The sequence below is a fragment of the Microbacterium sp. 13-71-7 genome, from assembly GCF_002257455.1.
In the GTDB taxonomy this organism is placed as follows: domain Bacteria; phylum Actinomycetota; class Actinomycetes; order Actinomycetales; family Microbacteriaceae; genus Microbacterium.
Window position 1 is genome coordinate 1 of record NZ_NCKN01000045.1, and the last position, 21,801, is coordinate 21,801.

Here is a 21,801-nt window from a genome sequence, read left to right on the forward strand (position 1 = left end):
GGAACCCTGGCGTCGTTCACACTCTGGGTCCCTCCGTCCGATCGGTCGGTGCTCATCGACGACCTCGCCGCACTGTCCGCCGGATCCCTCTCCCCCGTCTTCGGCGGGACCCGCGTCGTCGACGTCGCGGCGGACTGACGCCCGCCTCCGCAACGCTCACGCGCCTGTCGAGGGCGTCGCCGCGTCGATCCAGCCCGCAGCGACCGCGTACACGGCGATGAGGGCCGCGATGCCGGTCAGCGGCGCCCAGGCGACGCGCCATCCACGATGCCAGGCCCAGCCTGATGCGGCGAAAGTCAGGATCGTCATGGCGGACGCGCCCCAGCGGTACAGCGCCATCGCGGCGTCGACCTCGTCGTAGCGGCAGCTCTCACCGCAGCGATTGACCTTGAGCCCGTCGCCGAACATCAGCTGCAAGAAGAGGTACGCCCCGACCGCCGAGAAGAGGATGAGCAGCCATGCCAGCACCACGGCGCGGCGATCCGGATCCGGCGCCGCGTCCCTCACCCGCAAGGCGTCGCCTTGCGGGTGCTCGGCGCGATCGCTGATCCGACCCCACTCGCGCTCGCTCATGCCTCATGATGCGGTGCGACCGGTTCTACCGCGTGTGAGGCTCGCCCAGCTCCGCGGAATGCCGCGCCGGTACCATGTGTTGAAGCGTGCGACAGCAAGGAGAGGCAATGCGACAGGTCATCATCATCGGTTCGGGACCTGCGGGATTCACCGCGGCGATCTACGCGGCTCGCGCCAACCTGAACCCGGTTCTCGTGGCGAGCTCGGTCGAGGTCGGAGGCGAGCTGATGAAGACCACCGAGGTCGAAAACTTCCCCGGCTTCCCCGAAGGCATCCAGGGCCCCGACCTGATGGCCAAGATGCAGGAGCAGGCCGAGAAGTTCGGCACCGAGGTTCTCTATGACGACGTCACCGAGCTCGAGCTCGACGGCGAGGTCAAGAAGGTGACGCTCGGCAGCGGGACGGTGCTCGAGGCCGCGTCCGTCATCTACGCGACCGGATCCGCCTACCGCACGCTGGGCATCCCCGGCGAGGAGCGCCTCTCCGGGCACGGAGTCTCCTGGTGCGCGACCTGCGACGGCTTCTTCTTCCGCGAGCGCACGATCGCCGTCGTCGGCGGCGGAGACTCGGCGATGGAGGAGGCGACCTTCCTCACGAAGTTCGCCTCGAAGGTCTACATCATCCACCGCAAGGACTCGCTCCGCGCCTCCAAGATCATGCAGGAGCGCGCCTTCGCGAACGACAAGATCGAGTTCATCTGGAACAGCGCCGTCGAAGAGGTCCTCGGCGATGACGCGACCACCGGCGTGCGTCTGCGCAACACGGTCGACGGCACCACGACCGACCTCCCGGTCGACGGCCTGTTCATCGCGATCGGCAACGACCCGCGTACGCACCTCGTGCACGGCAAGCTCGACCTGACCGCCGAGGGAACGATCTGGGTCGACGGGCGCACCTCCCGCACCTCTGTTCCCGGCGTGTTCGCGGCCGGCGACGTGATCGACCCGACCTACCGCCAGGCGATCACCGCTGCCGGATCCGGCACCGTCGCGGCCCTCGACGTGGAGCACTTCCTCGCGGCCCTCTCGGACGGAACCGCTGCCGAGTCGGTCCTCGTCTAGGCCTCGGGAACACTTCAGCCCTTATCGCTGTTGACGCCTCTGAGCGTCTCACGCTTTCACAAAGGAGAATCATGACTGCCAAGGCAACCAGCCAGGCGACCTGGGAGCAGGACGTGCTTCAGGCCGATGGCCCCATTCTGGTCGACTTCTGGGCCGAGTGGTGCGGTCCCTGTCGTATGGTCGCTCCCGTCCTGGACCAGATCCAGTCCGAGAACGGCGACAAGATCACCATCCTCAAGCTCAACGTGGATGAGAACCCCGATCTCGCCATGAAGTACCAGATCACGTCGATTCCGGCGATGAAGGTCTTCCAGGGCGGCGAGGTCAAGACCACGATCATCGGCGCCAAGCCGAAGTTCGCTCTTGAGCAGGATCTGGCCGCGTTCCTCGGCTGATCCCACCGACCGCTGCGAAGCCCGCTCTCCTTCAGGAGGGCGGGCTTCGTCGTTCCCTGGCGATGTTTCACGTGAAACACTTCGCTCCCCCGAAGATCGCGAGGCTCGGATCCGGACGTGGAGGTCCCCGTTTCACGTGAAACGGTCAGTGAAACCCGATCCAGAGCGCCAGCACGGGGTGTCATTCGGAAGCTACGTGTGGGAGCACCCTCCCCGCTCACCCCAGGTAGACGATGCATGCTGTCCTGACTCGTCGCCATGCCGCGCGACCTGACCTCGGCCACGGACCTACCCCGCGCGCAGCAGGTTCTCGACGACATCACGAGCATCCGTCACGCCTCGTCCCCCACGTCCGCGGCGCCGATACGAGGAACGTGTCGCGCGCTGACCGCCCCTCGCTGGCTACCGCAGCTGCCGCAGCGCCGAGCGATGTTTCACGTGAAACGTCGCCGCATCCTGGTCAGGACCGGGCGTCGTCCGCGAGCAGGTCCCATCGCCGATACTTCGGACCGTCCCCGAGCAGGCCCCAGACGATCGGGGTCAGCTCCGGATAGTCGAGGGCGATCCGGCGGAGGACGTCGAAGTTGCCGGCCTCATCGGGGCGGACACCGCCGCTGTCGACGATCTCGTCGGCGCGCAGCAGGAAGACCACCAGCTCGTCGACGCTGGGCAGCTCCTCCATGAAGGCCCACGGGTCCTCTCCCCCGAGCAGCCGCTCCTGGACGAGGACGGCCAGCTCATCCGCCGCTTCAGCGCGCAGCACTTCGAGGCTGGCGCGGCGGGTCGGAGATTCAGTCACCCCCCAAGCCTACGCGGCGCGAGATGCACGAAGGCCCGGAGGATCCGCTTTTCGCGGAGCATCACCGGGCCTTCGTCGAGGCGGGAAAGCAAGGGGGCGCTTAGGAGCCGAAGCCTTCCTCGCCGATCTCCGACAGGATGCGGTTCAGATCCTGAATCGAAGCGAACTCGATCTTGACCTGGCCTTTCCTGGCTCCGAGAGCGATCTGCACACGGGTGTTCAGGCGGTCGCCGAGCTTGCCCGCGACGTCATCGAGGTAGGCACGGCGTGCGCCGGCCTGCGGCTTGACCGACTTCGACATCTCGCCCGCGGCGGCGATGCTCTTCGCCGCCTCTTCGGTCGCGCGCACCGAGAGATCCTCGTTGACGACCTTGTCTGCCAGACGCTGCATGAGATCGGCGTCATCGAGGGAGAGGATCGCCCTGGCATGCCCCGCCGACAGGACACCGGCCGCCACGCGATGCTGCACGGGAACCGGCAGACGCAGCAGGCGGATCGTGTTGCTCACCTGCGGACGCGAGCGGCCGATCCGGTGGGCGAGCGCCTCCTGAGTGATGCCGAAGTCCTCGAGCAGCTGCTGGTAGGCGGATGCCTCCTCGAGCGGGTTCAGCTGGGAGCGGTGCAGGTTCTCGAGCAGCGCGTCGCGCAGGAGATCCTCGTCCGCCGTCTCGCGCAGGATCGCGGGGATCGACTCCAGTCCCGCCTCCCGTGCCGCGCGCGTGCGCCGCTCCCCCATGATGAGCTCGTACTGGCCGTCCTCGTTCTGACGCACCACCACGGGCTGCAGCACACCGAACTCGCGCACGCTGTGCACGAGCTCGGCGAGGTCACCCTCATTGAAGTGCGTGCGCGGCTGACGCGGATTCGGGACGATGTCGTGCGGATTCACGCGGATCAGACGGGCACCGGGTACGGCGACGAGGTCCTCTTCCGGCTCCGACGCCTTCGCCGCAACGGCCGACTCTGGCGCCGTTGCGATCCGCGCGCCGGGGAAGAACACGTCGACGGGGCGCTCCGTGGCATCCGAGGTGGGGATGAGTGCGCCGATCCCCCGGCCGAGTCCTGTGCGTTTGGCCATCAGTGCCCCTTCTCGTTTTCGGTCGCCCGACGGGCGATCTCCACTGCTGCTTCCCTGTAGGCGACCGCGCCCACTGACTGACCGTCGTAAGCGATCACCGTCTGACCGAAGCTCGGTGCTTCGGAGACCCGCACCGAGCGCGGGATCACCGTATCCAGCACCTCGCGCGGGAAGTGACCCCGCACCTCCTCCGCGACCTGCTGGGCGAGACGCGTGCGTCCATCGAACATCGTCAGGAGGATCGTCGACATCGTGAGCTCGGGATTCAGGTGCTTCTGAATCATCCGGATGTTGCCGAGCAGTTGGCTCAGTCCCTCCAGCGCGTAGTACTCGCACTGGATCGGGATCATGACCTCGGTCGCGGCCGTGAAGGCGTTGATCGTGAGCAGGCCCAGCGAGGGTGGGCAGTCGATGATGACGACGTCCGCGGGATGCGCGGCCAGGTAGTCGTTGAGGGCCGTACGCAGTCGATGTTCTCTCGCCACCTGGGAGACGAGCTCGATCTCCGCGCCGGCGAGGTGAATGGTGCTCGGCGCGCACAGCAGATTCGGCGACTCGGGGCTCACCTGTACGACATCCGCAAGGGGGACGTCGCTGATCAGAACGTCATAGATGCTCTGCAGGTCCGCTGTATGCGGGACCCCCAGGGCCGTCGACGCATTCCCTTGCGGATCCAGATCGATCACGAGGACCTTCGCCCCGAGATCCGCCATCGCCGCGGCGATGTTCACCGCTGTCGTCGTCTTGCCGACGCCACCCTTCTGGTTCGAGATCGTGAAGACACGAGTCGGGCCGTCGAATCCGACCGTGACCGACTCCAGTGCCCTGCGGCGAGCGGTCAGATCCGCCAGTTCCCGCGCAAGGGGGGTGTCCACGCCGTATCCAGCAGTCGAGGTGCTTGAGGACTGTTTCACGTGAAACATCCACTCCTTTCGACGATCTCCGACGGGGAAACGACGGAATCTCCACTCTAACTTGCGCGGCCGACAATCCTCTTGTGCATCGGCGAATCCGGGTGATGTTTCACGTGAAACATGGTGGTGGAGGACGGTGTGGGGCGACAGGCACTGGCGGGCACGCGGTTGCGCGCCCGAGATCCCGGGGTGTTCAGGTGGCGAAGGGGCGGGTTCCTACCCGCTGTGCGGCCCCGATATTCGCTACCCTCAAACACCCCTGCGCCCTCCCCTGCCTGCCGCGGTCACCGCCCCACGCCGGAGGGGGAGCGAAGCGAGAGGCGCGACGATGTTTCACGTGAAACATGGGCTGAATGGTGCGGCTCACCCTCGTCAGCCTGCGCCACATGGTGAGGCCGACCCACCCGATCGTTGAGCGCCCGGGCTCCAGGGTGTGCAGGTGCCGAATCGGAGGGTACCTTCCCGCTTCGCGGGCCCCTCCCTATATTCGGCACCCGCACACCACTGCGCCCTCACCTGCTGGGCGCGGTTGCCGCCGCCCACAAAGAGGAGCGAGCGGGGCAAGCCGGTGTTTCACGTGAAACGTAGCTTCGAGGCCCCTACCCCGGATCTGCGCCAGCCATAGATCGCGATGCGCTAGCTACCCAAGAGTGATGACCCATCAAACCAGTGTCACCAGGAGCCGCCCTACCGTGCCACGGAGGCCGCAAGACCATCTGCCATCTGGATTGGACCACGTTTCACGTGAAACACAGCGGTAGGTACCCCCATGGGAGTAGCGAACACTCCCCCTCCGCCCCGAGAAAGGGTGGAGGGGTGTGACGTCGACGAATATCGGGAGGCGCCCGCGCAGCGGGAAGGAACCCGCCCATTCGTCGACGTCACATCCCGCAGCCCCGGCGCCACCTATCGGGCTGGTTCGGTCGAGAACGTGCGAAAGATCGCCGATGACGAACGGGGTCGGGACTCAGCCGCGAACCGTGGCGCGCAGCACCCGCGTCGTCTCGGCGAGAACACCCTCGCCGAGGACCTCGACCCGCACGTCGCTCAGCAGGAACTTCCTGATCTGCTTCTGGGCCGCCGTGATCTCGTTCTCGGCGTTGATGCCCTTGAGTAGCGCGAGCTCTCCCCCATTGCGGGCGAGAGGAGCGGTCCACGGAAGAAGGGTGCGCAGGGCGCTCACGGCGCGAGCGGTGACCATGTCGAAGGTCCCACTGAGTCCGACATCCTCTGCACGCCCGCGGACGACCGTCACGTTCGAGAGCCCGAGCGCCGTGACCTGCTCGTCGAGCCAGGCGACACGGCGTTCCATCGGCTCGATCAAGGTGAACCGCACGTCAGGTCGCGCAATCGCGAGCACGATGCCGGGGAGCCCCGCACCGGAGCCCACGTCCGCCACAGCACCGTGGAACAGCGGGGCGGCGATCGCACTGTTGAGGATGTGCCGCGTCCACAGTCGCGGCACCTCGAGCGGGCCGATCAGACCGCGCTCCTCCCCCTGCTCGGCCAGAGCGGCAGTGAAGGCGCGGGCGAGCTCGATCCTGTCGCCGAACAGCGACGACGCGGCAGCCGGCTCCTGCTCGAGCTCGGATGAGACCGGTTCAGACATGTTTCACGTGAAACGTCAGCGCCGGCGGATGACGGTATGCCGGGTCGGGCCCTCGCCATAGGACTCGGAGATGAGACCCCGCTCCGCCACGATGTCGTGAACCAGCTTGCGCTCGTAGCTGGACATCGACGGCAAGGACGCCTGCGACGCACCCTCGTCGAGCTTCACCACCGCGGAGTCGACCAGGCGCTCGAGCTGCGAGCGGCGGGCATCACGGGATCCGGCGACGTCCAGGATCACGCGGGAGAAGGATCCCGTGCTGCTCTGCACCGCGAGGCGGGTGAGCTCCTGCAGGGCCTGCACCGTCTCGGGAGCGGAGAGCAGACGGAGGCCGTCACCCTCGGCCTCGACCGAGACGTACGCCCGCCCCTGCTTGACGTCCAGCGTCAGATCGCCGTCGATGTCCGCGATGTCCAGCAGACCCTCGATGAAGTCCGCCGCGACGTCGCCCTCGTTCTCGAGATCGGACACGGTCGGCTCGGCGACATCCTGCTCGGTCATGCCTTGTCTCCGTTCGGGGTCTTGTCCTGGTCCCGCTTCGCGCGCTTGGCGCTCTTCGGCTGCTGTCGCTTGGGCTGCTGGGCCCGCAGACGCTCGGCGTCCTCGAGCATCTTCTGCTGCTCGGCCTCGTAGGCGGCCATCGGCACGACCTTGCCCTCGGAGTTGATCGCCTTGCCCTTGCGCGCCAGACGCTCCTCCCGCGCCTTGGCGGCATCGGATCCGGGTGTCGGCATCTCTCGGAGCACGAGGAACTGCTGGCCCATGGTCCACAGGTTGCTGATGAACCAGTAGATGACCACGCCGAGCGGGAAGAACAGACCGGAGAAGATGAAGCCCAGCGGCAGGATGTAGAGCATGATCTTCTGCATCTGATACGCCTGGCCGGTCTTGGCCTCGGGCGACAGGTTCTTCGAGATGATCTGCAGCTGCGTGAAGAACTGGGATCCGATCATGAGGACGACCAGCACGACGAGGATCGCGACCGTGGTCTCCCAGCCGGCCGGCTTCTGCTGCACCGCGTCGGTGAGGCTCGTGTGCAGCGGGGCGACGCCGAACAGTGTCGCGTCGTAGAACTGCTTGGTCAGCTGCTTGGTCAGCAGCCAGACACCGCCCTCACCCGCGACGGCGTGCTTCTTCACATCGCTCAGCGTGTAGAACATGCCGAGCAGGAAGGGCATCTGCACCAGCAGCGGAAGACAGCTCGACATCGGTGTCGTGCCGTGCTTCTTGTACAGCGCCATGGTCTCGCGACTCATCGCCTCGCGGCTCAGCTGATCGCGCTTGCCCTTGTACTTCTCCTGAACTTTCTTCAGTTCAGGGGCGATTTCCATCATCTTGCGCTGGCTCTTGATCTGCCGCACGAAGAGCGGGAAGACCGCTGCTCGGATGACCAGAACGAGACCGACGATGGACAGCACCCAGGTGAGACCGGCGGCACCCGGCATGCCGATCGTGGTGAACAGCCAGTGCCAGGCGACGAGGATCGCCTCGACCAGCGCCTTGAACGGCCACATGACGATGCCGAGCAGATCGAAGCCACCGCTCGAGGCAGCGGGCGTCGTTGACGCGGCAAACAGGAGGTCGGAACCCACTGATCAGTCCTTTCGGGAGGGTACGACGAATCCTCGTGGCGTGAGGGCGTGTCGGAAGTCGGAATGCGGTGGCACGTCGTCCACGCCGCCGTGGCTCCAGGGATTGCAGCGCAGGATCCGCCACGCCGAGAGGCCTGCGCCCTTCACCGCGCCGTGCTGCTGCACCGCACCTACAGCGTAGGCGGAACACGATGGGTAGAACGCACAGACATCGCCATAGAGGGGCGACACCACCGCGCGATAGGCGGTGAGGAACCCCAGCACGAGGTTGCGGGGCACGAGCGGAACCGCCCGCAGCGCGTCAGCCGCGTGCAGGTGCGCGGTTCCCCGTGAGTACGCCGGGAGCGCGCTCATCGCACACCCCGTTCGACGGCCCGTCCGAGATCCGAGAGCAGATCCACGAAAGGCGCCTCTGCCGTCGAGGGCAGGGCGCGAATCACGATGTCGAGGCCGTCGGGCAGCGGGAGCTGACGGGCGCATGCGTCCTTCAGACGTCGCCGGACGGTGTTCCGGGTCACTGCGTTTCCCACTTGCTTGCTCACGATGAAGCCGAAGCGCACAGGGCGCTGTTCACCGGTGTCGAGCACCGAGACGACCAACCGCGGCCCGCCGTATCGCCGTCCGCGCCGAACCACCGTGCGGTAGTCGGACCCGCGGACGAGGCGATGCGGGCGGGCGAGCACGGGTTACGCCGAGAGCTCGACACGGCCCTTCGTGCGACGGGCCGAGAGGATGGCGCGGCCGGCGCGGGTACGCATACGGGCGCGGAAGCCGTGCTTCTTGGCGCGACGACGGTTGTTGGGCTGGAAAGTACGCTTGCTCATGATTTCTCCGGAGAAGGGAAGCTGTCACCGGGATCGATGCGGCCGGAGACGGTGGACAAAGACTGCCGAAATGGCATAAGTCAACCGATTAAGGCTACGACGTCGACCCCGACATCGCAAACTGAGCGGGAGAAAGGACCATTATCCACATCTGTGGAGGGATCCTTCAACAGGGACACGCCGACCGTCGTTCCCAGTCGCGGCTTGCTCTCGCGGCCCAGGCTGACTACCGTGGCACGAGCAGTTATCCACAGGCAGCGTGTCCAGGTCCGCCCGCTGTGCCGAGTCGCCCGGGGGAACCATGTCCGCAGCCGCAGAGTCCGAGGTCCCCATCTGGGACGAACTTCTCGCGGAGCTCGCCCGTGACGAACGCGTCACGGCCCCCCTGCAGGGCTTCCTCAATCTGGCGGTGCCCGCCGGCGTGATGACGGCCACGCTCTACCTCGAGGTGCCGAACGACCTCACCGCGGGGCAGATCAACAAGCGCCTCCGTCTGCCGATCATGGAGGCGCTCTCCCGCATCGGCGACGAGGTCACCTCCTTCCGCGTCACCGTCAACCACGACATGGTCGAGCAGCAGACCCTTCCCATCCCGGTGGCCGACTTCGTCCCGGGACGGCAGGAGCCGACCCGCGTCGACTCCCCCATCGAGCAGCAGCCGACTCCGACCCGCCACGAGTCGCGGCTCAACCCCAAGTACGTCTTCGACAACTTCGTCATCGGCCAGTCCAACCGGTTCGCGCACGCGGCCGCCGTCGCCGTGGCCGAAGCACCCGCGAAGGCCTACAACCCGCTGTTCATCTACGGCGGACCCGGCCTCGGCAAGACGCACCTCCTCCACGCGATCGGCGACTACGCCCAGTCCCTGTACGCCGGGGTCAAGGTGCGGTACGTGTCGAGCGAGGAGTTCACGAACGACTTCATCAACTCGATCGCCAACAACCGCGGATCCGCCTTCCAGGCGCGCTATCGCGAAGTCGACATCCTGATGATCGACGACATCCAGTTCCTGCAGGGCCGTGCGGAGACCCAGGAGGCGTTCTTCCACACCTTCAACCAGCTGCACGACCACAACAAGCAGGTCGTCATCACGAGCGACCTGCCGCCCAAGCACCTCACCGGCTTCGAGGAGCGGATGCGCAGCCGGTTCGAGTGGGGCCTCATCACCGACGTGCAGGCGCCCGACCTCGAGACACGCATCGCGATCCTCCGCAAGAAGGCGCAGAGCGAGCAGCTCCACGTTCCGGACGACGTGCTCGAGTACATCGCCACCAAGGTGTCGTCCAACATCCGCGAGCTCGAGGGCGCTCTGATCCGCGCCACCGCGTTCGCGAACCTCAACCGCTCCGCGCTCGACATCGCGACCGCGCAGACCGCCCTGCGCGACATCGTCGACCAGGACGAGGACAGCATCGTCTCGCCGACCGACATCATCACGACCACGGCGAACTACTTCAAGCTCTCCGAGGACGACCTCTACGGATCCAGTCGCTCGCAGCAGATCGCGACGGCGCGGCAGATCGCCATGTATCTGTGCCGCGAGCGGACCAACCTCTCCCTCCCGAAGATCGGCCAGCTCTTCGGCAATCGCGACCACACGACGGTGATGTACGCGTACAAGAAGATCAGCGAGCTCATGAAGGAGCGTCGCGCCATCTTCAACCAGGTGACCGAGATCACCGCCCAGCTCAGCCGGCGCTGAGGCCCTCCACGGCGAGGCCCCTCGCTCAGCACCCTCCGTCCGGCCGCAGGAAGGCCGGAGAGGTCCGTTCGGCGACCCGCCGGCGAATTCCGGCATCCGCCTCGCCCGGAAGTCCACATGTGGATAACTTGGGGATATCTCGGGATCAGGACGGCGTGGGATCCCCATCCGGAACCACGATCTGTGGATAACTCGGGGAATCGGATCGGCGCACGACCCCCCGGGACCCCACTGTTTCCGCAGGGTCTCCACAACTCACATGTTTGTAGTTCCCTAGAGCCGCAAAGCATCCCCAGAGTTATCCACAGTATCCACAGGCGTTAACACCGTTAAGAACTCCTTTCGAATCTCGGTCCATCGATCACCACCCGGTGCCCGGTTGGGGATGGATCCGGATCCGAGGCACTTCGACCTGGACCTGACGCCCGGTGGCATTAGCATGGGATCCCCTGGTGTGTGCCAGGGGGCGGAGAAGCGTGTCATCCTCCGCATTCAGTAGACGGAGGGGCGCCGGTGAGGTTCCAGGTCAATCGCGATGTCTTCAGCGAAGCTGTGTCCTTCGTCGTCAAGCTGCTGCCTCAGCGCAACCCGCAGCCGATCCTGGCCGGAGTGCTGATCGAGGCCGGTGACGAAGGGCTCACCCTCTCGGCCTTCGACTACGAGGCGTCCGCACGCACCACGATCGAGGCCACCGTCGACGAACCGGGCACGATCCTCGTGCACGGCCGTCTTCTCTCCGACATCGCCAGCCGTCTGCCGAACGCCCCCATCGAGATCTCCGTCGAGGAGGACGGCGGCATCGCCGTCCGCTGCGGATCCGCCCGCTTCACGCTCGCGGCCATGCCGGTCGAGGAATATCCCTCCATCCCCGAGGTCACCGGCACCAGCGGCGTCGTTCCGGCCGAGGACTTCGGCACCGCGATCGCGCAGGTCGCCTTCGCCGCGTCGCGCGACGACGTCACCCCGGTGCTCACCGGCGTGCAGCTCGAGGTCAGCGAGAACACCCTGAGCCTCGTGGCCACCGACCGGTACAGGGTGTCGCTGCGCGACGTGCCGTGGGACGGCGAGGCCACGGAGCAGACGGCGCTCGTCCCGGCCCGCACGCTGCAGGAGGTCGGCAAGACCTTCGGTCACGCCGGCACGATCCAGATCTCGTTCTCCGGCGCCGGCGACCGCGAGATCATCGCGTTCACCGCGGGCAACAAGACCGTGACCTCGCTGCTCATCAAGGGCAACTTTCCCCCGGTCAGAAGGCTTTTCCCCGAGCAGACCGACCACCACGCGGTCGTCAGCACCGCCGATCTCACCGAGGCCGTGCGCCGTGTCGCGCTCGTGCTGGACCGCTCCGCGCCGCTGCGGTTCACGTTCGACACCTCGGACGTCACGATGGACGCGTCCGGCGGCGAGCAGGCCCGCGCCTCCGAGTCGGTCGATGCGCACCTCAACGGCGAAGAGGTCACGCTCGGCCTGAACCCGCAGTACCTGCTCGAGGCGCTCGGAGCCCTCAAGAGCGAGTTCGTGCGCGTCACGTTCACCTCGTCCGACAACGCGAACAAGCTCAGCCCCGTGCTGATCACGAGCCAGACGTCGGTCGACCAGGCGGGCCTCGACTCGTACAAGTACCTGCTGCAGCCCAACCTGCTGCTCCGCTGAGCGGATGAGGCTGGATCCGATCGATCCCGCTCTCGCGGCGCGGATCGTCGCGCGCGAAGAGCGGGCCGGAGACGACTGGCATCCGGAGTATCCCTTCGCCGACGAGCTCGTGCCGCTGCGCTCGCTGGCCTCCCGCGAGGAGGCGGATCCGGTCTTCACGCTGTACGCCATCCGCGATGACGAGGGCGTCGCGGTCGGCGGCTTCGGATTCTTCGGACCGCCCGACGAGACGGGAACGGTCGAGTTCGGGTACGGGCTGGTCCCCGCCGCCCGCGGGCGCGGTCTCGCCGGCGCGGCCGTCGCCGAAGGACTGCGGATCGCGGCCGGTCACGGCGCCGTTCGCGCGATCGCGGACACCGAGGAGACGAACCTCGCCTCGCTGGCCGTCCTGGCGCGGGCCGGCATGTCCGAGATCCGCCGTGAGGGCGGCATGGTCTACGTCGCCCGCGATCTCTGAGGCCGATCCTCTCGGCCGGACCGGGTGTCGGGGCCCGCAGGTAAGGTTGCTCGGGTGATTGTGGAGCATCTCAGCCTCGTGGATTTCCGCAATTACGCGACCGCCGAACTCACGCTGCACCGCGGGCCGAACGTGCTCGTCGGCCGCAACGGGCAGGGCAAGACGAATCTCGCCGAGGCGATCGTCTTCCTCGCCACGCTCGGCTCGCATCGCGTGTCCTCGGATGCGCCCATGGTGCGCGACGGTCATGACGCAGCCATCGTCCGGGCACGGCTCGCGCATGGGCAGAGAAAAGTCCTGATCGAGGTGCAGATCAATCGTCAGGGATCGAACAAGGCCCGTGTCAACGGCGCTCCAGGCCGCACCGCGGACCTGCCCCGCTACGCGCACGTCGTGCTGTTCGCGCCGGAGGATCTGCAGATCGTGCGCGGGGATCCGTCTGCGCGGCGCCGCTTCGCCGATCAGTTGCTGATCCAGCGCACTCCTCGCATGTCGGCCGTGCTCGGCGACTACGACCGGGTGCTGCGACAGCGCACCGCGCTGCTGAAGTCCGCGCGCGCCCGGGGCATGAAGGCCGAGGCGCTGACGACGCTCGACGTGTGGGACGACAAGCTCATCGCGCTCGGATCCGAGATCATCGACGCGCGCTCACGCCTCGCGGCAGATCTGCAGCCCGGCCTCGCCGGCGCCTACTCGGCGATCGCGGGAGAGGACCACGACCCCCGTCTGCACTGGGCCCAGTCCATCCGCGGCGGAGATCCGGAGGAGGGCGAAGCCCTTCGACAGGCTCAGGGACCGGATCAGGACTCCGAGGCCGGTTCCACGGCCGACCTCTTCCGCACCGCGCTCGTCGCCAAGCGCCCGGCCGAGCTCGAACGAGGCCTGACGCTGGTCGGACCGCACCGCGACGACCTCGTGCTGAGGGTGCGCGACCTCCCGGTGAAGGGCTACGCGTCGCACGGGGAGTCGTGGTCGATCGCGCTCGCGCTGCGGCTGGCCTCGGCCGAGCTCCTGCGCGCCGAATCCCCCGCGGGGGATCCGGTCCTCATCCTCGACGACGTGTTCGCCGAGCTCGATGCCGAGCGCCGCCGTCGTCTCGCCGGGATCACGGCGGGATACGAGCAGGTGCTCGTCACCGCGGCGGTCGAGGAGGACATCCCCGAGGTACTGCACCGGCATGTGGTCCGGGTCTCGGCCGGTACGATCACGGACGAACGCGAGGTTCGGGGCGCAGAATCGACATCACAGGTGCAGGATGCCGCGGATCCCGCCATCGCGACGGAGGCCGAAGGGCAGGAGGCGGACGATGACCGACCCTGAGCGCTCAGAGCCCGACGTCCCCGAGACCATCGCGACCTACCTGCGTCTGCGGGGGCTGAAGCCGAGCTCGAAGAACTGGAAGCGCAAGAAGCGCCTCGTCGACGACGAGAACGCGCCGTTCACCGCGGGCCGCGATCCGGGCACGCTCGGCGATGTGCTCGCCAAGCTCACCAAGGACGCGGGCTGGGAGGCGGCGCTGAGCCGCGAGGATCTGGTGCTGCAGTGGGCGGAGCTCGCCGGCCCCGACACCGCGAAGCACTCCGAGCCGGTGTCGCTCGACGGCGGCATGCTCACGGTCAAATGCGACTCGACGGCCTGGGCGAAGAACCTGCAGTACATGCGCGCGGTGATCATCACCGAGATCGGGCGACGGTATCCGGAGGCGGGTGTGCAGAACATCCGCTTCGTCGGTCCGGACGTCCCGTCGTGGAAATGGGGTCCCAGAGTCGCTCCAGGGCGCGGTCCGCGCGATACCTACGGTTAGGACATGATCCATCCCGTCCCGGGGGACTTCAGGCGCGCAGAAGCGCGTACAACGAGACAGGAAGGGGTCTTTCCGATAGACTGGGCGTCTAGATCTTCGATGTGGAGCCTCCTCTCAGATGACGCCTGAAACCCCCTCTGACGCGAACGAATCGACCGCGAACGAATCGACCCAGACGGGGGCAGAAGCACCCGGATCCGCGACGAAGATGAACGCGCCCTCCCCAGAAGTGGAGTACGGCGCCGACTCGATCCAGATCCTCGAGGGCCTTGAGGCGGTGCGCAAGCGCCCCGGCATGTACATCGGCTCGACCGGACCCCGCGGCTTGCACCACCTGGTCTACGAGATCGTCGACAACTCCGTCGACGAGGCGCTCGCCGGCTACGCCGACAAGATCCTCGTCACGCTGCTCGCGGACGGCGGCGTCCGCGTCGTCGACAACGGGCGCGGGATCCCGGTCGACCCGCACTCCTCCGACCCGACGAAGTCGACGGTCGAGGTCGTGCTGACGATCCTGCACGCCGGCGGCAAGTTCGGCGGCGGCGCCTACGCGGTCTCCGGTGGTCTGCACGGCGTCGGATCCTCCGTGGTCAACGCGCTGTCGACCCGTTTCGACGTCGAGGTCAAGCAGAAGGGCTTCGTCTGGCGGCATCGCTTCGCGAACGGCGGCGCCCCGCAGCAGCAGCTGGAGAAGGGCGAGCCGACCGACGAGACCGGAACCGCCATCACGTTCTGGCCGGACGCGGAGATCTTCACCGAGACCATCGAGTTCGAGTACGACATCCTGCGCACCCGCTTCCAGCAGATGGCGTTCCTGAACAAGGGCCTGCGCATCGAGCTGCTCGACGAGCGCGAGGGCGCCACGGTCGACGAGGAGGTCGACGGCACCGTCGTCACCCGCCAGCGCGCCGACGTCTTCTTCTACGAGCGCGGTCTCGTGGACTACGTCGAGTACCTGAACCACGTGCGCAAGGCCGAGGTCGTCAACGACGAGATCATCGCCTTCGAGTCGGAGGACACCGCCCGCAAGATCTCGCTCGAGGTCGCGATGCAGTGGACCACGGGCTACACCGAGAACGTGTTCACCTACGCGAACACGATCAACACGCACGAGGGCGGCACCCACGAGGAGGGCTTCCGCGCGGCGCTGACGACACTCGTCAACCGCTACGCGCGCGCCAACAACATCCTCAAGGAGAAGGACGACAACCTCACCGGCGACGACGTGCGCGAGGGACTCACCGCGGTCATCTCGATCAAGCTCGGCGAGCCGCAGTTCGAGGGCCAGACCAAGACCAAGCTCGGCAACACCGAGGCCAAGGCCTTCACCCAGAAGGTGGTCGGCGACCAGCTCGGCGACTGGTTCGAGCGCAACCCGAAGCAGGCCAAGAACGTCGTGACGAAGGCCGTCGAGGCCGCGACGGCGCGCATGGCCGCCCGCAAGGCGCGCGAGACTGCGCGGCGCAAGAGCGTCTTCGAGTCGGCCGCGATGCCGGACAAGCTCAAGGACTGCACGAGCAAGGACCCCTCGATCAGCGAGATCTTCCTGGTGGAGGGCGACTCGGCCGGCGGCTCCGCTGTGCAGGGCCGCGACCCGCACACCCAGGCGATCCTGGCGCTGCGCGGCAAGATCCTCAACGTCGAGCGCGCCCGTCTGGACAAGGCCCTCGCCAACAAAGAGGTCCAGGCGATGATCCAGGCCTTCGGCACGGGCATCGGCGAGGACTTCGACCTCGGCAAGGCGCGCTATCACAAGATCGTGCTCATGGCGGATGCCGATGTCGACGGCCAGCACATCACCACGCTGCTGCTGACGCTGCTGTTCCGCTACATGCGCGGCCTGATCGAGGCCGGCTTCGTGTTCCTCGCGATGCCGCCGCTGTACCGCCTGAAATGGACGAACTCGCCGCACGAGTACGTGTACTCGGACGCGGAGCGCGACGCCCTCCTCAACGACGGACTCGCGAACGGCAAGCGGATCCCGAAGGAAGCGGGCATCCAGCGCTACAAGGGTCTCGGCGAGATGAACGCCAAGGAGCTGTGGGAGACCACGATGGATCACACCACGCGCACGCTCCGCCAGATCACGATCGACGACGCCGCGGCCGCCGACGAGATCTTCAGCGTGCTGATGGGCGAGGACGTCGAGTCCCGCCGCAGCTTCATCCAGCGCAACGCCAAGGACGTCCGCTTCCTCGACATCTGATCCGTCCTCTCCACGAGCGACGACGATCCACACGAGAGATTGATTCATGACTGACGAACAGCGCCCCGAAGAGAACGCAGGGCACAACCACGGCAAGATCGACCAGGTCGACCTGCAGTCGGAGATGCAGCGGTCCTACCTCGACTACGCGATGGCGGTCATCGTCGGCCGCGCGCTGCCCGATGTGCGCGACGGCCTCAAGCCCGTGCACCGCCGTGTGATCTACGGCATGTACGACGGCGGCTTCCGTCCCGACAAGTCGTTCTCCAAGTGCGCTCGCGTGGTCGGCGAAGTCATGGGTCAGTACCACCCGCACGGCGACTCGGCCATCTACGACACCCTCGTGCGCCTCGTGCAGCCCTGGTCGCTGCGCTACCCGCTCGCGCTCGGCCAGGGCAACTTCGGCTCCCCCGGCAACATGGGCGCCGCGGCCCCGCGATACACCGAGACCAAGATGGCCCCGCTCGCGCTCGAGATGGTGCGCGACATCGAAGAGGCCACGGTCGACTTCTCGCCGAACTACGACGGCCAGACCGAGGAGCCCGACGTCCTGCCGGCGCGGTTCCCGAACCTGCTCGTCAACGGCTCGATCGGCATCGCGGTCGGCATGGCCACGAACATCCCGCCGCACAACCTGCGCGAGGTCTCCGACGCGGCCCTCTGGGCGCTGCAGAACCCCGGGCTTCCGCGCGAGGAGCTGCTCGAGGGCCTGATCCAGCGCATCCCGGGGCCGGACTTCCCGACCGGCGCGCAGATCCTCGGCACGAAGGGGATCCAGGAGGCGTACCGCACCGGACGCGGATCCATCACGATGCGCGCGGTCGTCGGCGTCGAGGAGATCCAGGGCCGTACCTGCCTCGTGATCACCGAGCTGCCGTACCAGGTGAACCCCGACAACCTCGCGGTGAAGATCGGCGACCTGGCGCGGGACGGCAAGATCACGGGCATCGCCGACATCCGCGACGAGTCCAGCGACCGCACCGGCCAGCGCCTCGTGATCGTGCTCAAGCGCGATGCGGTCGCGAAGGTCGTGCTGAACAACCTGTACAAGCACACGCAGCTGCAGGACAACTTCGGCGCCAACATGCTCGCGATCGTGGACGGCGTGCCCCGCACGCTCGCGCTCGACGGCTTCATCACGCACTGGCTCGACCACCAGATCGACGTCATCGTGCGCCGCACGAAGTTCCGCCTGGCCAAGGCCGAGGCGCGCATGCACATCCTGCAGGGCTACCTCAAGGCGCTCGACGCGCTGGACGAGGTCATCGCCCTGATCCGCCGCTCGCCCACCGCGGCGGAGGCGAACGAGGGCCTGCAGCGCCTCCTCGACATCGACGAGGAGCAGGCGCAGGCGATCCTCGACATGCAGCTGCGCCGCCTCGCGGCGATGGAGCGCCAGAAGATCATCGACGAGGCGAACGAGCTCGAGGTGCGGATCGCCGACTACAAGGAGATCATCGCCGACGAGCGCCGCCAGCGCGCGATCATCCACGATGAGCTCACCGCGATCGTCGAGCGCTTCGGCGACGACCGCCGCACGCACATCCTGCACGGGTTCGACGGCGACGTCTCGATGGAAGACCTCATCGCCGAGGAGGAGATGGTCGTCACGGTCACCCGTGAGGGCTACATCAAGCGCACCCGCAGCGACAACTACCGCTCGCAGCATCGCGGCGGCAAGGGCGTGAAGGGTGCGCAGCTGCGGGCCGACGATCTCGTCGAGCACTTCTTCGTGACCACGACGCACCACTGGCTCCTCTTCTTCACGGACAAGGGCCGCGTCTACCGCACCAAGACCTACGAGGTGCCGGAGGCCGGTCGCGACGCGAAGGGCCAGCATGTCGCCAACCTCCTCGCGCTGCAGCCGGACGAGAAGATCGCGCAGATCCTCGACCTCCGCGACTACGACGCGGCGCAGTATCTGGTGCTCGCCACCCGCGGCGGCCTGGTGAAGAAGAGCCGCCTCGGCGATTACGACACCAACCGCCAGGGCGGCGTCATCGCCATCCGCCTGCGCGAGGACGACGAGCTCGTCAGCGCCTTCCTCGCCGACGCCACCGACGACGTCCTGCTGATCAGCCGGCACGGCATGTCGGTGCGCTTCCAGGCCACCGACGAGGCGCTGCGCCCGATGGGACGCGCGACCGAGGGCGTCAAGGGCATGCGGTTCAACGGGGAGGACAGCCTTCTGTCCGCCTCGCTCGTCACCGGGGACGGCTTCGTGTTCGTGGTCACCGACGGCGGCTACGCGAAGCGCACCTCGGTCGACGAATACCGGGTCCAGGGCCGTGGCGGCCAGGGCATCAAGGTCGCGAAACTGAACGATGACCGGGGCATTCTGGCGGGGGGTCTGATCGTCCAGGAGGACGATGAGGTCCTTGTGGTTCTTGCCAGCGGCAAGGTGGTACGCTCTGCCGTGGCCGAGGTGCCGGCGAAGGGTCGCAACACCATGGGCGTCGTCTTCGCGAGGACCTCCGAGGACGATCGCATCCTCGCGATCGCCCGGAACACCGAGCGCGGCCTGGCCGACAGTGACGAGTCCGAGGACTCCGGCGCGGCCCCCGAGACAGAATCCCCCGAAGCCCCCGAAGGAACTGACGCATGAGCACGGTAGCCGACAAGCTCGCGAAGAAGTCTTCCCGTAAGACCTCCAGCAAGCAGGTGCGCCTGCGCCTGGTCTACATCGACTTCTGGTCGGCGGTGAAGCTGTCCTTCCTCGGCGCGGTCGCCATCGCGATCGTGACGCTCGTGTCGTTCCTGCTCATCTACCTGGTGGTCGACGCCACCGGCCTGATGACGAAGGCCGACGAGTTCGTCTCCGGCATCGCCGACGGCGCGAAGCTGAGCGCGGTCATCGGGCTGCCGCAGGTCCTCGCTTTCGGATCCGTCGTCGCGATCCTCAACCTCATCGTGTTCACGGTGCTCGGTGCGATCGTCGCCGGGATCTACAACCTCGCGGTCAAGGTCACCGGCGGACTGCTGGTCGGCTTCACCTCGAACTGACGCTCTGGCCCCATGGGGCCGTTGAGCGAGGACGCGCATCGCGCGACCGAGACGAAACGCCGCTTCTGACGGAACTGTCGGAGGCGGCGTTTCGTCTCGCTCCGGCTGCGCCGGTGCTCGCTCAACGACCCGGTGGCGGCACCGTCAGACCACGCCGGTGGCGCCGAGCAGTGTGCCGATGAGCCAGGTCGCGGCGAGGGCCAGCGCCCCGCCGATGACCAGCCGGATCGAGGCGCGCATCGGATTCGAGCCGCCGATCCGGGCGGAGAGGAAGCCCGTGGCCGCGAGGGCGATCAGCACGGCGACGAACGTGACCGGCACGCGCCAGGCCGCCGGCGGCAGCAGGATCGCGAGCAGCGGCAGGATGGCGCCCACCGTGAACGCGACCGCGGAGGAGAGCGCCGCATGCCAGGGATTGACGAGGTCGTCCTGGTCGATGCCGAGCTCGACCTCGAGGTGCGCGGCGAGGGCGTCGTGGGCGGTGAGCTCGACCGCGACGCGATGCGCGGTGTCGTCGCTGAGCCCGCGCTGACGGTACAGCTCGGTGAGCTCGGCGAGCTCCGCCTCCGGCATGGTGCGCAGTTCCTCGCGCTCCTTCGCGATGAGGGCGTGCTCGCTGTCGCGCTGGCTGCTCACCGAGACGTACTCGCCGAGCGCCATCGAGATCGCGCCGCCGATCAGGCCCGCGAGGCCGGCGACGAGCAGGGCGGCGTTGTCGGTCGTCGCCCCGGCCACGCCCACCACGAGCGAGGCGACGGAGACGATGCCGTCGTTCGCGCCGAGCACCCCGGCGCGCAGCCAGTTCAGGCGCTGGCCGAGGCCCGTGCCGTGCGGTTCGTGCGGATGCAGTGCAGTCACGTCTCACTCCGTTCGCCCAGGACGTCCATGGCTCCACGTAAGCACCTGCGGGCGCCGCCGTCCATCAAGGCAAGGCATGCATAACCGCGGAGCTTACGGAAACCCCGAACCAGATCGCCCGGGTTCCTCCGTTCCGCGCTCACCGGCGCGCCCCTAGCGTGGAGGCATGACCACAGCACCGTCCTCCCCGCCTCCCCTCGCGACAGCCCCTGTCGCCGCGGCGGCGCGCACCCCTGTGCGCCTGTTCCTCACGATCCTCGAGCTCGCCGCACTCGGCGTGGTCGGATCCGGCGTGATGGGAATCCTCGGAGGAGGCCTGGGCCTCGGCTTCGGTCTCAGCTTCATCGGCGTCGGCCTGCTCGTGCTCGTGGGGCTGGTCTACGCCGTGTTCGGCGTCGCCTGGTTCGAGATCGCCCGGTTGAACGGTCTGTACGGGTTCGACCTCCCGGCCCTCCGCTGGCGTGCGGTCGACCGCCCCGGCTTCGGCGGCTGGCTGCTCGCCCTGTGGCGCCAGGCCTACAACGGCCGGATGTGGCGGGCGATGGCCAACTTCGCGATCGCCTGCGCTCTCGGATCCCTGGTGCTGAGGCTCATGGCCTGGTTCGGCTGGTCGGCGGTCACGGCGTTCGCCCCGCTGTTCACGTCGGGCGAGGTCGACACCGGCTGGGGTACGAGGTACCCGAGCGCCTGGGCTCCGCTCATCGGCGGCGCGGGGGCCGCGGCCGGCATCGTCGGCATCATCGGCGTGGCACTGCTGCACCGGGTGATCTCCCGCGGCATCGTGGCCACCCCCGACCGCAACCTCGACCTCAGCGAGCAGGTGCGCACGACCAGTGCCCAGCGCGCGGGTGCGGTGCGCGCGGCGGACGTCGAGCGCACCCGCATCGAGCGCGACCTGCACGACGGCGTCCAGCCCCGCCTCGTCTCCGTCGGGATGACCCTCGGGATGGCGCAGCAGAAGATCGATTCGGATCCGGAGGCGGCCAAGGCGCTCATCGCCGAGGCGCACACCTCGACGAAGGCCGCGATCACCGAGCTGCGCCAGCTCGCCCGCGGGATCCACGCCTCGGTGCTCGACGACCGCGGCCTGGACGCGGCGCTCTCCGCGCTCGCCGGGCGCTCCCCGGTGCCGGTCGTGCTCGACGTGCGGCTCGACGGACGATGCTCGCGCGACGCCGAGGCGGCGGTGTACTTCACGATCGCGGAATCGCTCACCAATGCGGCCAAGCACTCCAGGGCCAGCGAATGCCGGGTCGTCGTGCGCGTGCGCGAC

22 protein-coding genes are annotated in these 21,801 nt (G+C 67.5%); 11 read left to right on the plus strand and 11 right to left on the minus strand.

Annotated elements, in window-relative coordinates:
- Positions 1-156: 156 nt before the first annotated feature.
- Positions 157-573, minus strand: a complete 417-nt coding sequence (locus B7X32_RS06495) for a hypothetical protein (protein ID WP_292717761.1) — start codon at positions 571-573, stop codon at positions 157-159.
- Positions 574-680: 107 nt separating this feature from the next.
- Here B7X32_RS06495 and trxB point away from each other — a divergent pair, with 107 nt between their 5' ends.
- Both trxB and trxA read left to right on the plus strand, forming a co-directional pair.
- Positions 681-1,634 (plus strand): thioredoxin-disulfide reductase, encoded by a 954-nt coding sequence (trxB, locus tag B7X32_RS06500; protein WP_292717763.1) that lies wholly within the window; start codon positions 681-683, stop codon positions 1,632-1,634.
- A 71-nt stretch (positions 1,635-1,705) separates the two neighbouring features.
- Positions 1,706-2,029 carry a thioredoxin gene (trxA, locus tag B7X32_RS06505; protein WP_292717765.1) on the plus strand — a complete coding sequence of 108 codons (324 nt, stop codon included), beginning with the start codon at positions 1,706-1,708 and terminating at the stop codon, positions 2,027-2,029.
- Between the two features lie 460 nt (positions 2,030-2,489).
- Here trxA and B7X32_RS06510 read toward each other — a convergent pair whose 3' ends face one another.
- The 9 genes from B7X32_RS06510 to rpmH form a co-directional block, all read right to left on the minus strand.
- Entirely contained in the window at positions 2,490-2,828 is a 339-nt protein-coding gene (locus B7X32_RS06510; protein ID WP_292717767.1) for a tryptophan synthase subunit alpha, read from the minus strand.
- A 100-nt stretch (positions 2,829-2,928) separates the two neighbouring features.
- Positions 2,929-3,906 (minus strand): ParB/RepB/Spo0J family partition protein, encoded by a 978-nt coding sequence (locus B7X32_RS06515; RefSeq protein WP_292717769.1) that lies wholly within the window; start codon positions 3,904-3,906, stop codon positions 2,929-2,931.
- The gene (locus B7X32_RS06520) at positions 3,906-4,829 is read right to left on the minus strand and encodes a ParA family protein (protein WP_292717771.1); all 924 of its coding nucleotides are present in this window, start codon (positions 4,827-4,829) and stop codon (positions 3,906-3,908) included. The genes B7X32_RS06515 and B7X32_RS06520 overlap by 1 nt, the downstream gene beginning before the upstream one ends.
- Before the next feature lie 958 nt (positions 4,830-5,787).
- Positions 5,788-6,429 carry a 16S rRNA (guanine(527)-N(7))-methyltransferase RsmG gene (gene rsmG / locus B7X32_RS06525; RefSeq protein WP_292717773.1) on the minus strand — a complete coding sequence of 214 codons (642 nt, stop codon included), beginning with the start codon at positions 6,427-6,429 and terminating at the stop codon, positions 5,788-5,790.
- 15 nt (positions 6,430-6,444) lie between these two features.
- On the minus strand, positions 6,445-6,930 hold the full coding sequence (locus B7X32_RS06530; RefSeq protein WP_292717775.1) for a R3H domain-containing nucleic acid-binding protein: 486 nt from the start codon (positions 6,928-6,930) through the stop codon (positions 6,445-6,447).
- Complete coding sequence (gene yidC / locus B7X32_RS06535) at positions 6,927-8,021, minus strand: membrane protein insertase YidC (RefSeq protein ID WP_292717777.1); 1,095 nt, start codon at positions 8,019-8,021, stop codon at positions 6,927-6,929. The genes B7X32_RS06530 and yidC overlap by 4 nt, the downstream gene beginning before the upstream one ends.
- Before the next feature lie 3 nt (positions 8,022-8,024).
- Positions 8,025-8,375 (minus strand): membrane protein insertion efficiency factor YidD, encoded by a 351-nt coding sequence (gene yidD / locus B7X32_RS06540; RefSeq protein ID WP_292717779.1) that lies wholly within the window; start codon positions 8,373-8,375, stop codon positions 8,025-8,027.
- Positions 8,372-8,704: a ribonuclease P protein component gene (gene rnpA, locus B7X32_RS06545; RefSeq protein WP_292717781.1), complete on the minus strand. Its 333-nt coding sequence runs from the start codon at positions 8,702-8,704 to the stop codon at positions 8,372-8,374. Before rnpA ends, yidD begins: the two co-directional genes overlap by 4 nt.
- Positions 8,705-8,707: 3 nt before the next feature.
- The gene (rpmH, locus tag B7X32_RS06550) at positions 8,708-8,845 is read right to left on the minus strand and encodes a 50S ribosomal protein L34 (protein ID WP_105689046.1); all 138 of its coding nucleotides are present in this window, start codon (positions 8,843-8,845) and stop codon (positions 8,708-8,710) included.
- Between the two features lie 301 nt (positions 8,846-9,146).
- Here rpmH and dnaA point away from each other — a divergent pair, with 301 nt between their 5' ends.
- The 8 genes from dnaA to B7X32_RS06590 all read left to right on the plus strand — a co-directional run bounded on the left by dnaA (position 9,147) and on the right by B7X32_RS06590 (position 19,670).
- On the plus strand, positions 9,147-10,547 hold the full coding sequence (gene dnaA, locus B7X32_RS06555) for a chromosomal replication initiator protein DnaA (RefSeq protein WP_292717784.1): 1,401 nt from the start codon (positions 9,147-9,149) through the stop codon (positions 10,545-10,547).
- A gap of 513 nt (positions 10,548-11,060) precedes the next feature.
- Complete coding sequence (gene dnaN / locus B7X32_RS06560; protein WP_292717786.1) at positions 11,061-12,200, plus strand: DNA polymerase III subunit beta; 1,140 nt, start codon at positions 11,061-11,063, stop codon at positions 12,198-12,200.
- Between the two features lie 4 nt (positions 12,201-12,204).
- Positions 12,205-12,657: a GNAT family N-acetyltransferase gene (locus tag B7X32_RS06565; RefSeq protein WP_292717788.1), complete on the plus strand. Its 453-nt coding sequence runs from the start codon at positions 12,205-12,207 to the stop codon at positions 12,655-12,657.
- 54 nt (positions 12,658-12,711) lie between these two features.
- On the plus strand, positions 12,712-13,977 hold the full coding sequence (gene recF, locus B7X32_RS06570; RefSeq protein WP_292717790.1) for a DNA replication/repair protein RecF: 1,266 nt from the start codon (positions 12,712-12,714) through the stop codon (positions 13,975-13,977).
- Positions 13,964-14,461 (plus strand): DciA family protein, encoded by a 498-nt coding sequence (locus tag B7X32_RS06575; RefSeq protein WP_292717792.1) that lies wholly within the window; start codon positions 13,964-13,966, stop codon positions 14,459-14,461. Before recF ends, B7X32_RS06575 begins: the two co-directional genes overlap by 14 nt.
- A gap of 208 nt (positions 14,462-14,669) precedes the next feature.
- Complete coding sequence (gene gyrB / locus B7X32_RS06580) at positions 14,670-16,667, plus strand: DNA topoisomerase (ATP-hydrolyzing) subunit B (protein ID WP_292717794.1); 1,998 nt, start codon at positions 14,670-14,672, stop codon at positions 16,665-16,667.
- Between the two features lie 46 nt (positions 16,668-16,713).
- On the plus strand, positions 16,714-19,272 hold the full coding sequence (gyrA, locus tag B7X32_RS06585; RefSeq protein ID WP_292717796.1) for a DNA gyrase subunit A: 2,559 nt from the start codon (positions 16,714-16,716) through the stop codon (positions 19,270-19,272).
- The gene (locus B7X32_RS06590) at positions 19,269-19,670 is read left to right on the plus strand and encodes a DUF3566 domain-containing protein (RefSeq protein WP_292717798.1); all 402 of its coding nucleotides are present in this window, start codon (positions 19,269-19,271) and stop codon (positions 19,668-19,670) included. The genes gyrA and B7X32_RS06590 overlap by 4 nt, the downstream gene beginning before the upstream one ends.
- A 144-nt stretch (positions 19,671-19,814) precedes the next feature.
- On the opposite strand, the gene B7X32_RS06595 is transcribed toward B7X32_RS06590, so the two are convergent.
- The gene (locus B7X32_RS06595) at positions 19,815-20,528 is read right to left on the minus strand and encodes a VIT family protein (RefSeq protein WP_292717800.1); all 714 of its coding nucleotides are present in this window, start codon (positions 20,526-20,528) and stop codon (positions 19,815-19,817) included.
- A gap of 166 nt (positions 20,529-20,694) precedes the next feature.
- Between B7X32_RS06595 and B7X32_RS06600 the strand changes: the two genes are divergently transcribed.
- The coding region (locus B7X32_RS06600) for a histidine kinase (protein WP_292717802.1) at positions 20,695-21,801 on the plus strand (1,107 nt) is incomplete at its 3' end.

Excerpts from the sequence above, each read along its gene's own strand:
- B7X32_RS06495 (WP_292717761.1), bottom strand. The coding sequence starts at position 573 with ATGAGCGAGCGCGAGTGGGGTCGGATCAGCGATCGCGCCGAGCACCCG.
- trxB (WP_292717763.1), top strand. The coding sequence starts at position 681 with ATGCGACAGGTCATCATCATCGGTTCGGGACCTGCGGGATTCACCGCG.
- trxA (WP_292717765.1), top strand. The coding sequence starts at position 1,706 with ATGACTGCCAAGGCAACCAGCCAGGCGACCTGGGAGCAGGACGTGCTT.
- B7X32_RS06515 (WP_292717769.1), bottom strand. The coding sequence starts at position 3,906 with ATGGCCAAACGCACAGGACTCGGCCGGGGGATCGGCGCACTCATCCCC.
- B7X32_RS06520 (WP_292717771.1), bottom strand. The coding sequence starts at position 4,829 with ATGTTTCACGTGAAACAGTCCTCAAGCACCTCGACTGCTGGATACGGC.
- rsmG (WP_292717773.1), bottom strand. The coding sequence starts at position 6,429 with ATGTCTGAACCGGTCTCATCCGAGCTCGAGCAGGAGCCGGCTGCCGCG.
- B7X32_RS06530 (WP_292717775.1), bottom strand. The coding sequence starts at position 6,930 with ATGACCGAGCAGGATGTCGCCGAGCCGACCGTGTCCGATCTCGAGAAC.
- yidD (WP_292717779.1), bottom strand. The coding sequence starts at position 8,375 with ATGAGCGCGCTCCCGGCGTACTCACGGGGAACCGCGCACCTGCACGCG.
- rpmH (WP_105689046.1), bottom strand. The coding sequence starts at position 8,845 with ATGAGCAAGCGTACTTTCCAGCCCAACAACCGTCGTCGCGCCAAGAAG.
- dnaA (WP_292717784.1), top strand. The coding sequence starts at position 9,147 with ATGTCCGCAGCCGCAGAGTCCGAGGTCCCCATCTGGGACGAACTTCTC.
- B7X32_RS06565 (WP_292717788.1), top strand. The coding sequence starts at position 12,205 with ATGAGGCTGGATCCGATCGATCCCGCTCTCGCGGCGCGGATCGTCGCG.
- B7X32_RS06575 (WP_292717792.1), top strand. The coding sequence starts at position 13,964 with ATGACCGACCCTGAGCGCTCAGAGCCCGACGTCCCCGAGACCATCGCG.
- gyrB (WP_292717794.1), top strand. The coding sequence starts at position 14,670 with ATGAACGCGCCCTCCCCAGAAGTGGAGTACGGCGCCGACTCGATCCAG.
- gyrA (WP_292717796.1), top strand. The coding sequence starts at position 16,714 with ATGACTGACGAACAGCGCCCCGAAGAGAACGCAGGGCACAACCACGGC.
- B7X32_RS06590 (WP_292717798.1), top strand. The coding sequence starts at position 19,269 with ATGAGCACGGTAGCCGACAAGCTCGCGAAGAAGTCTTCCCGTAAGACC.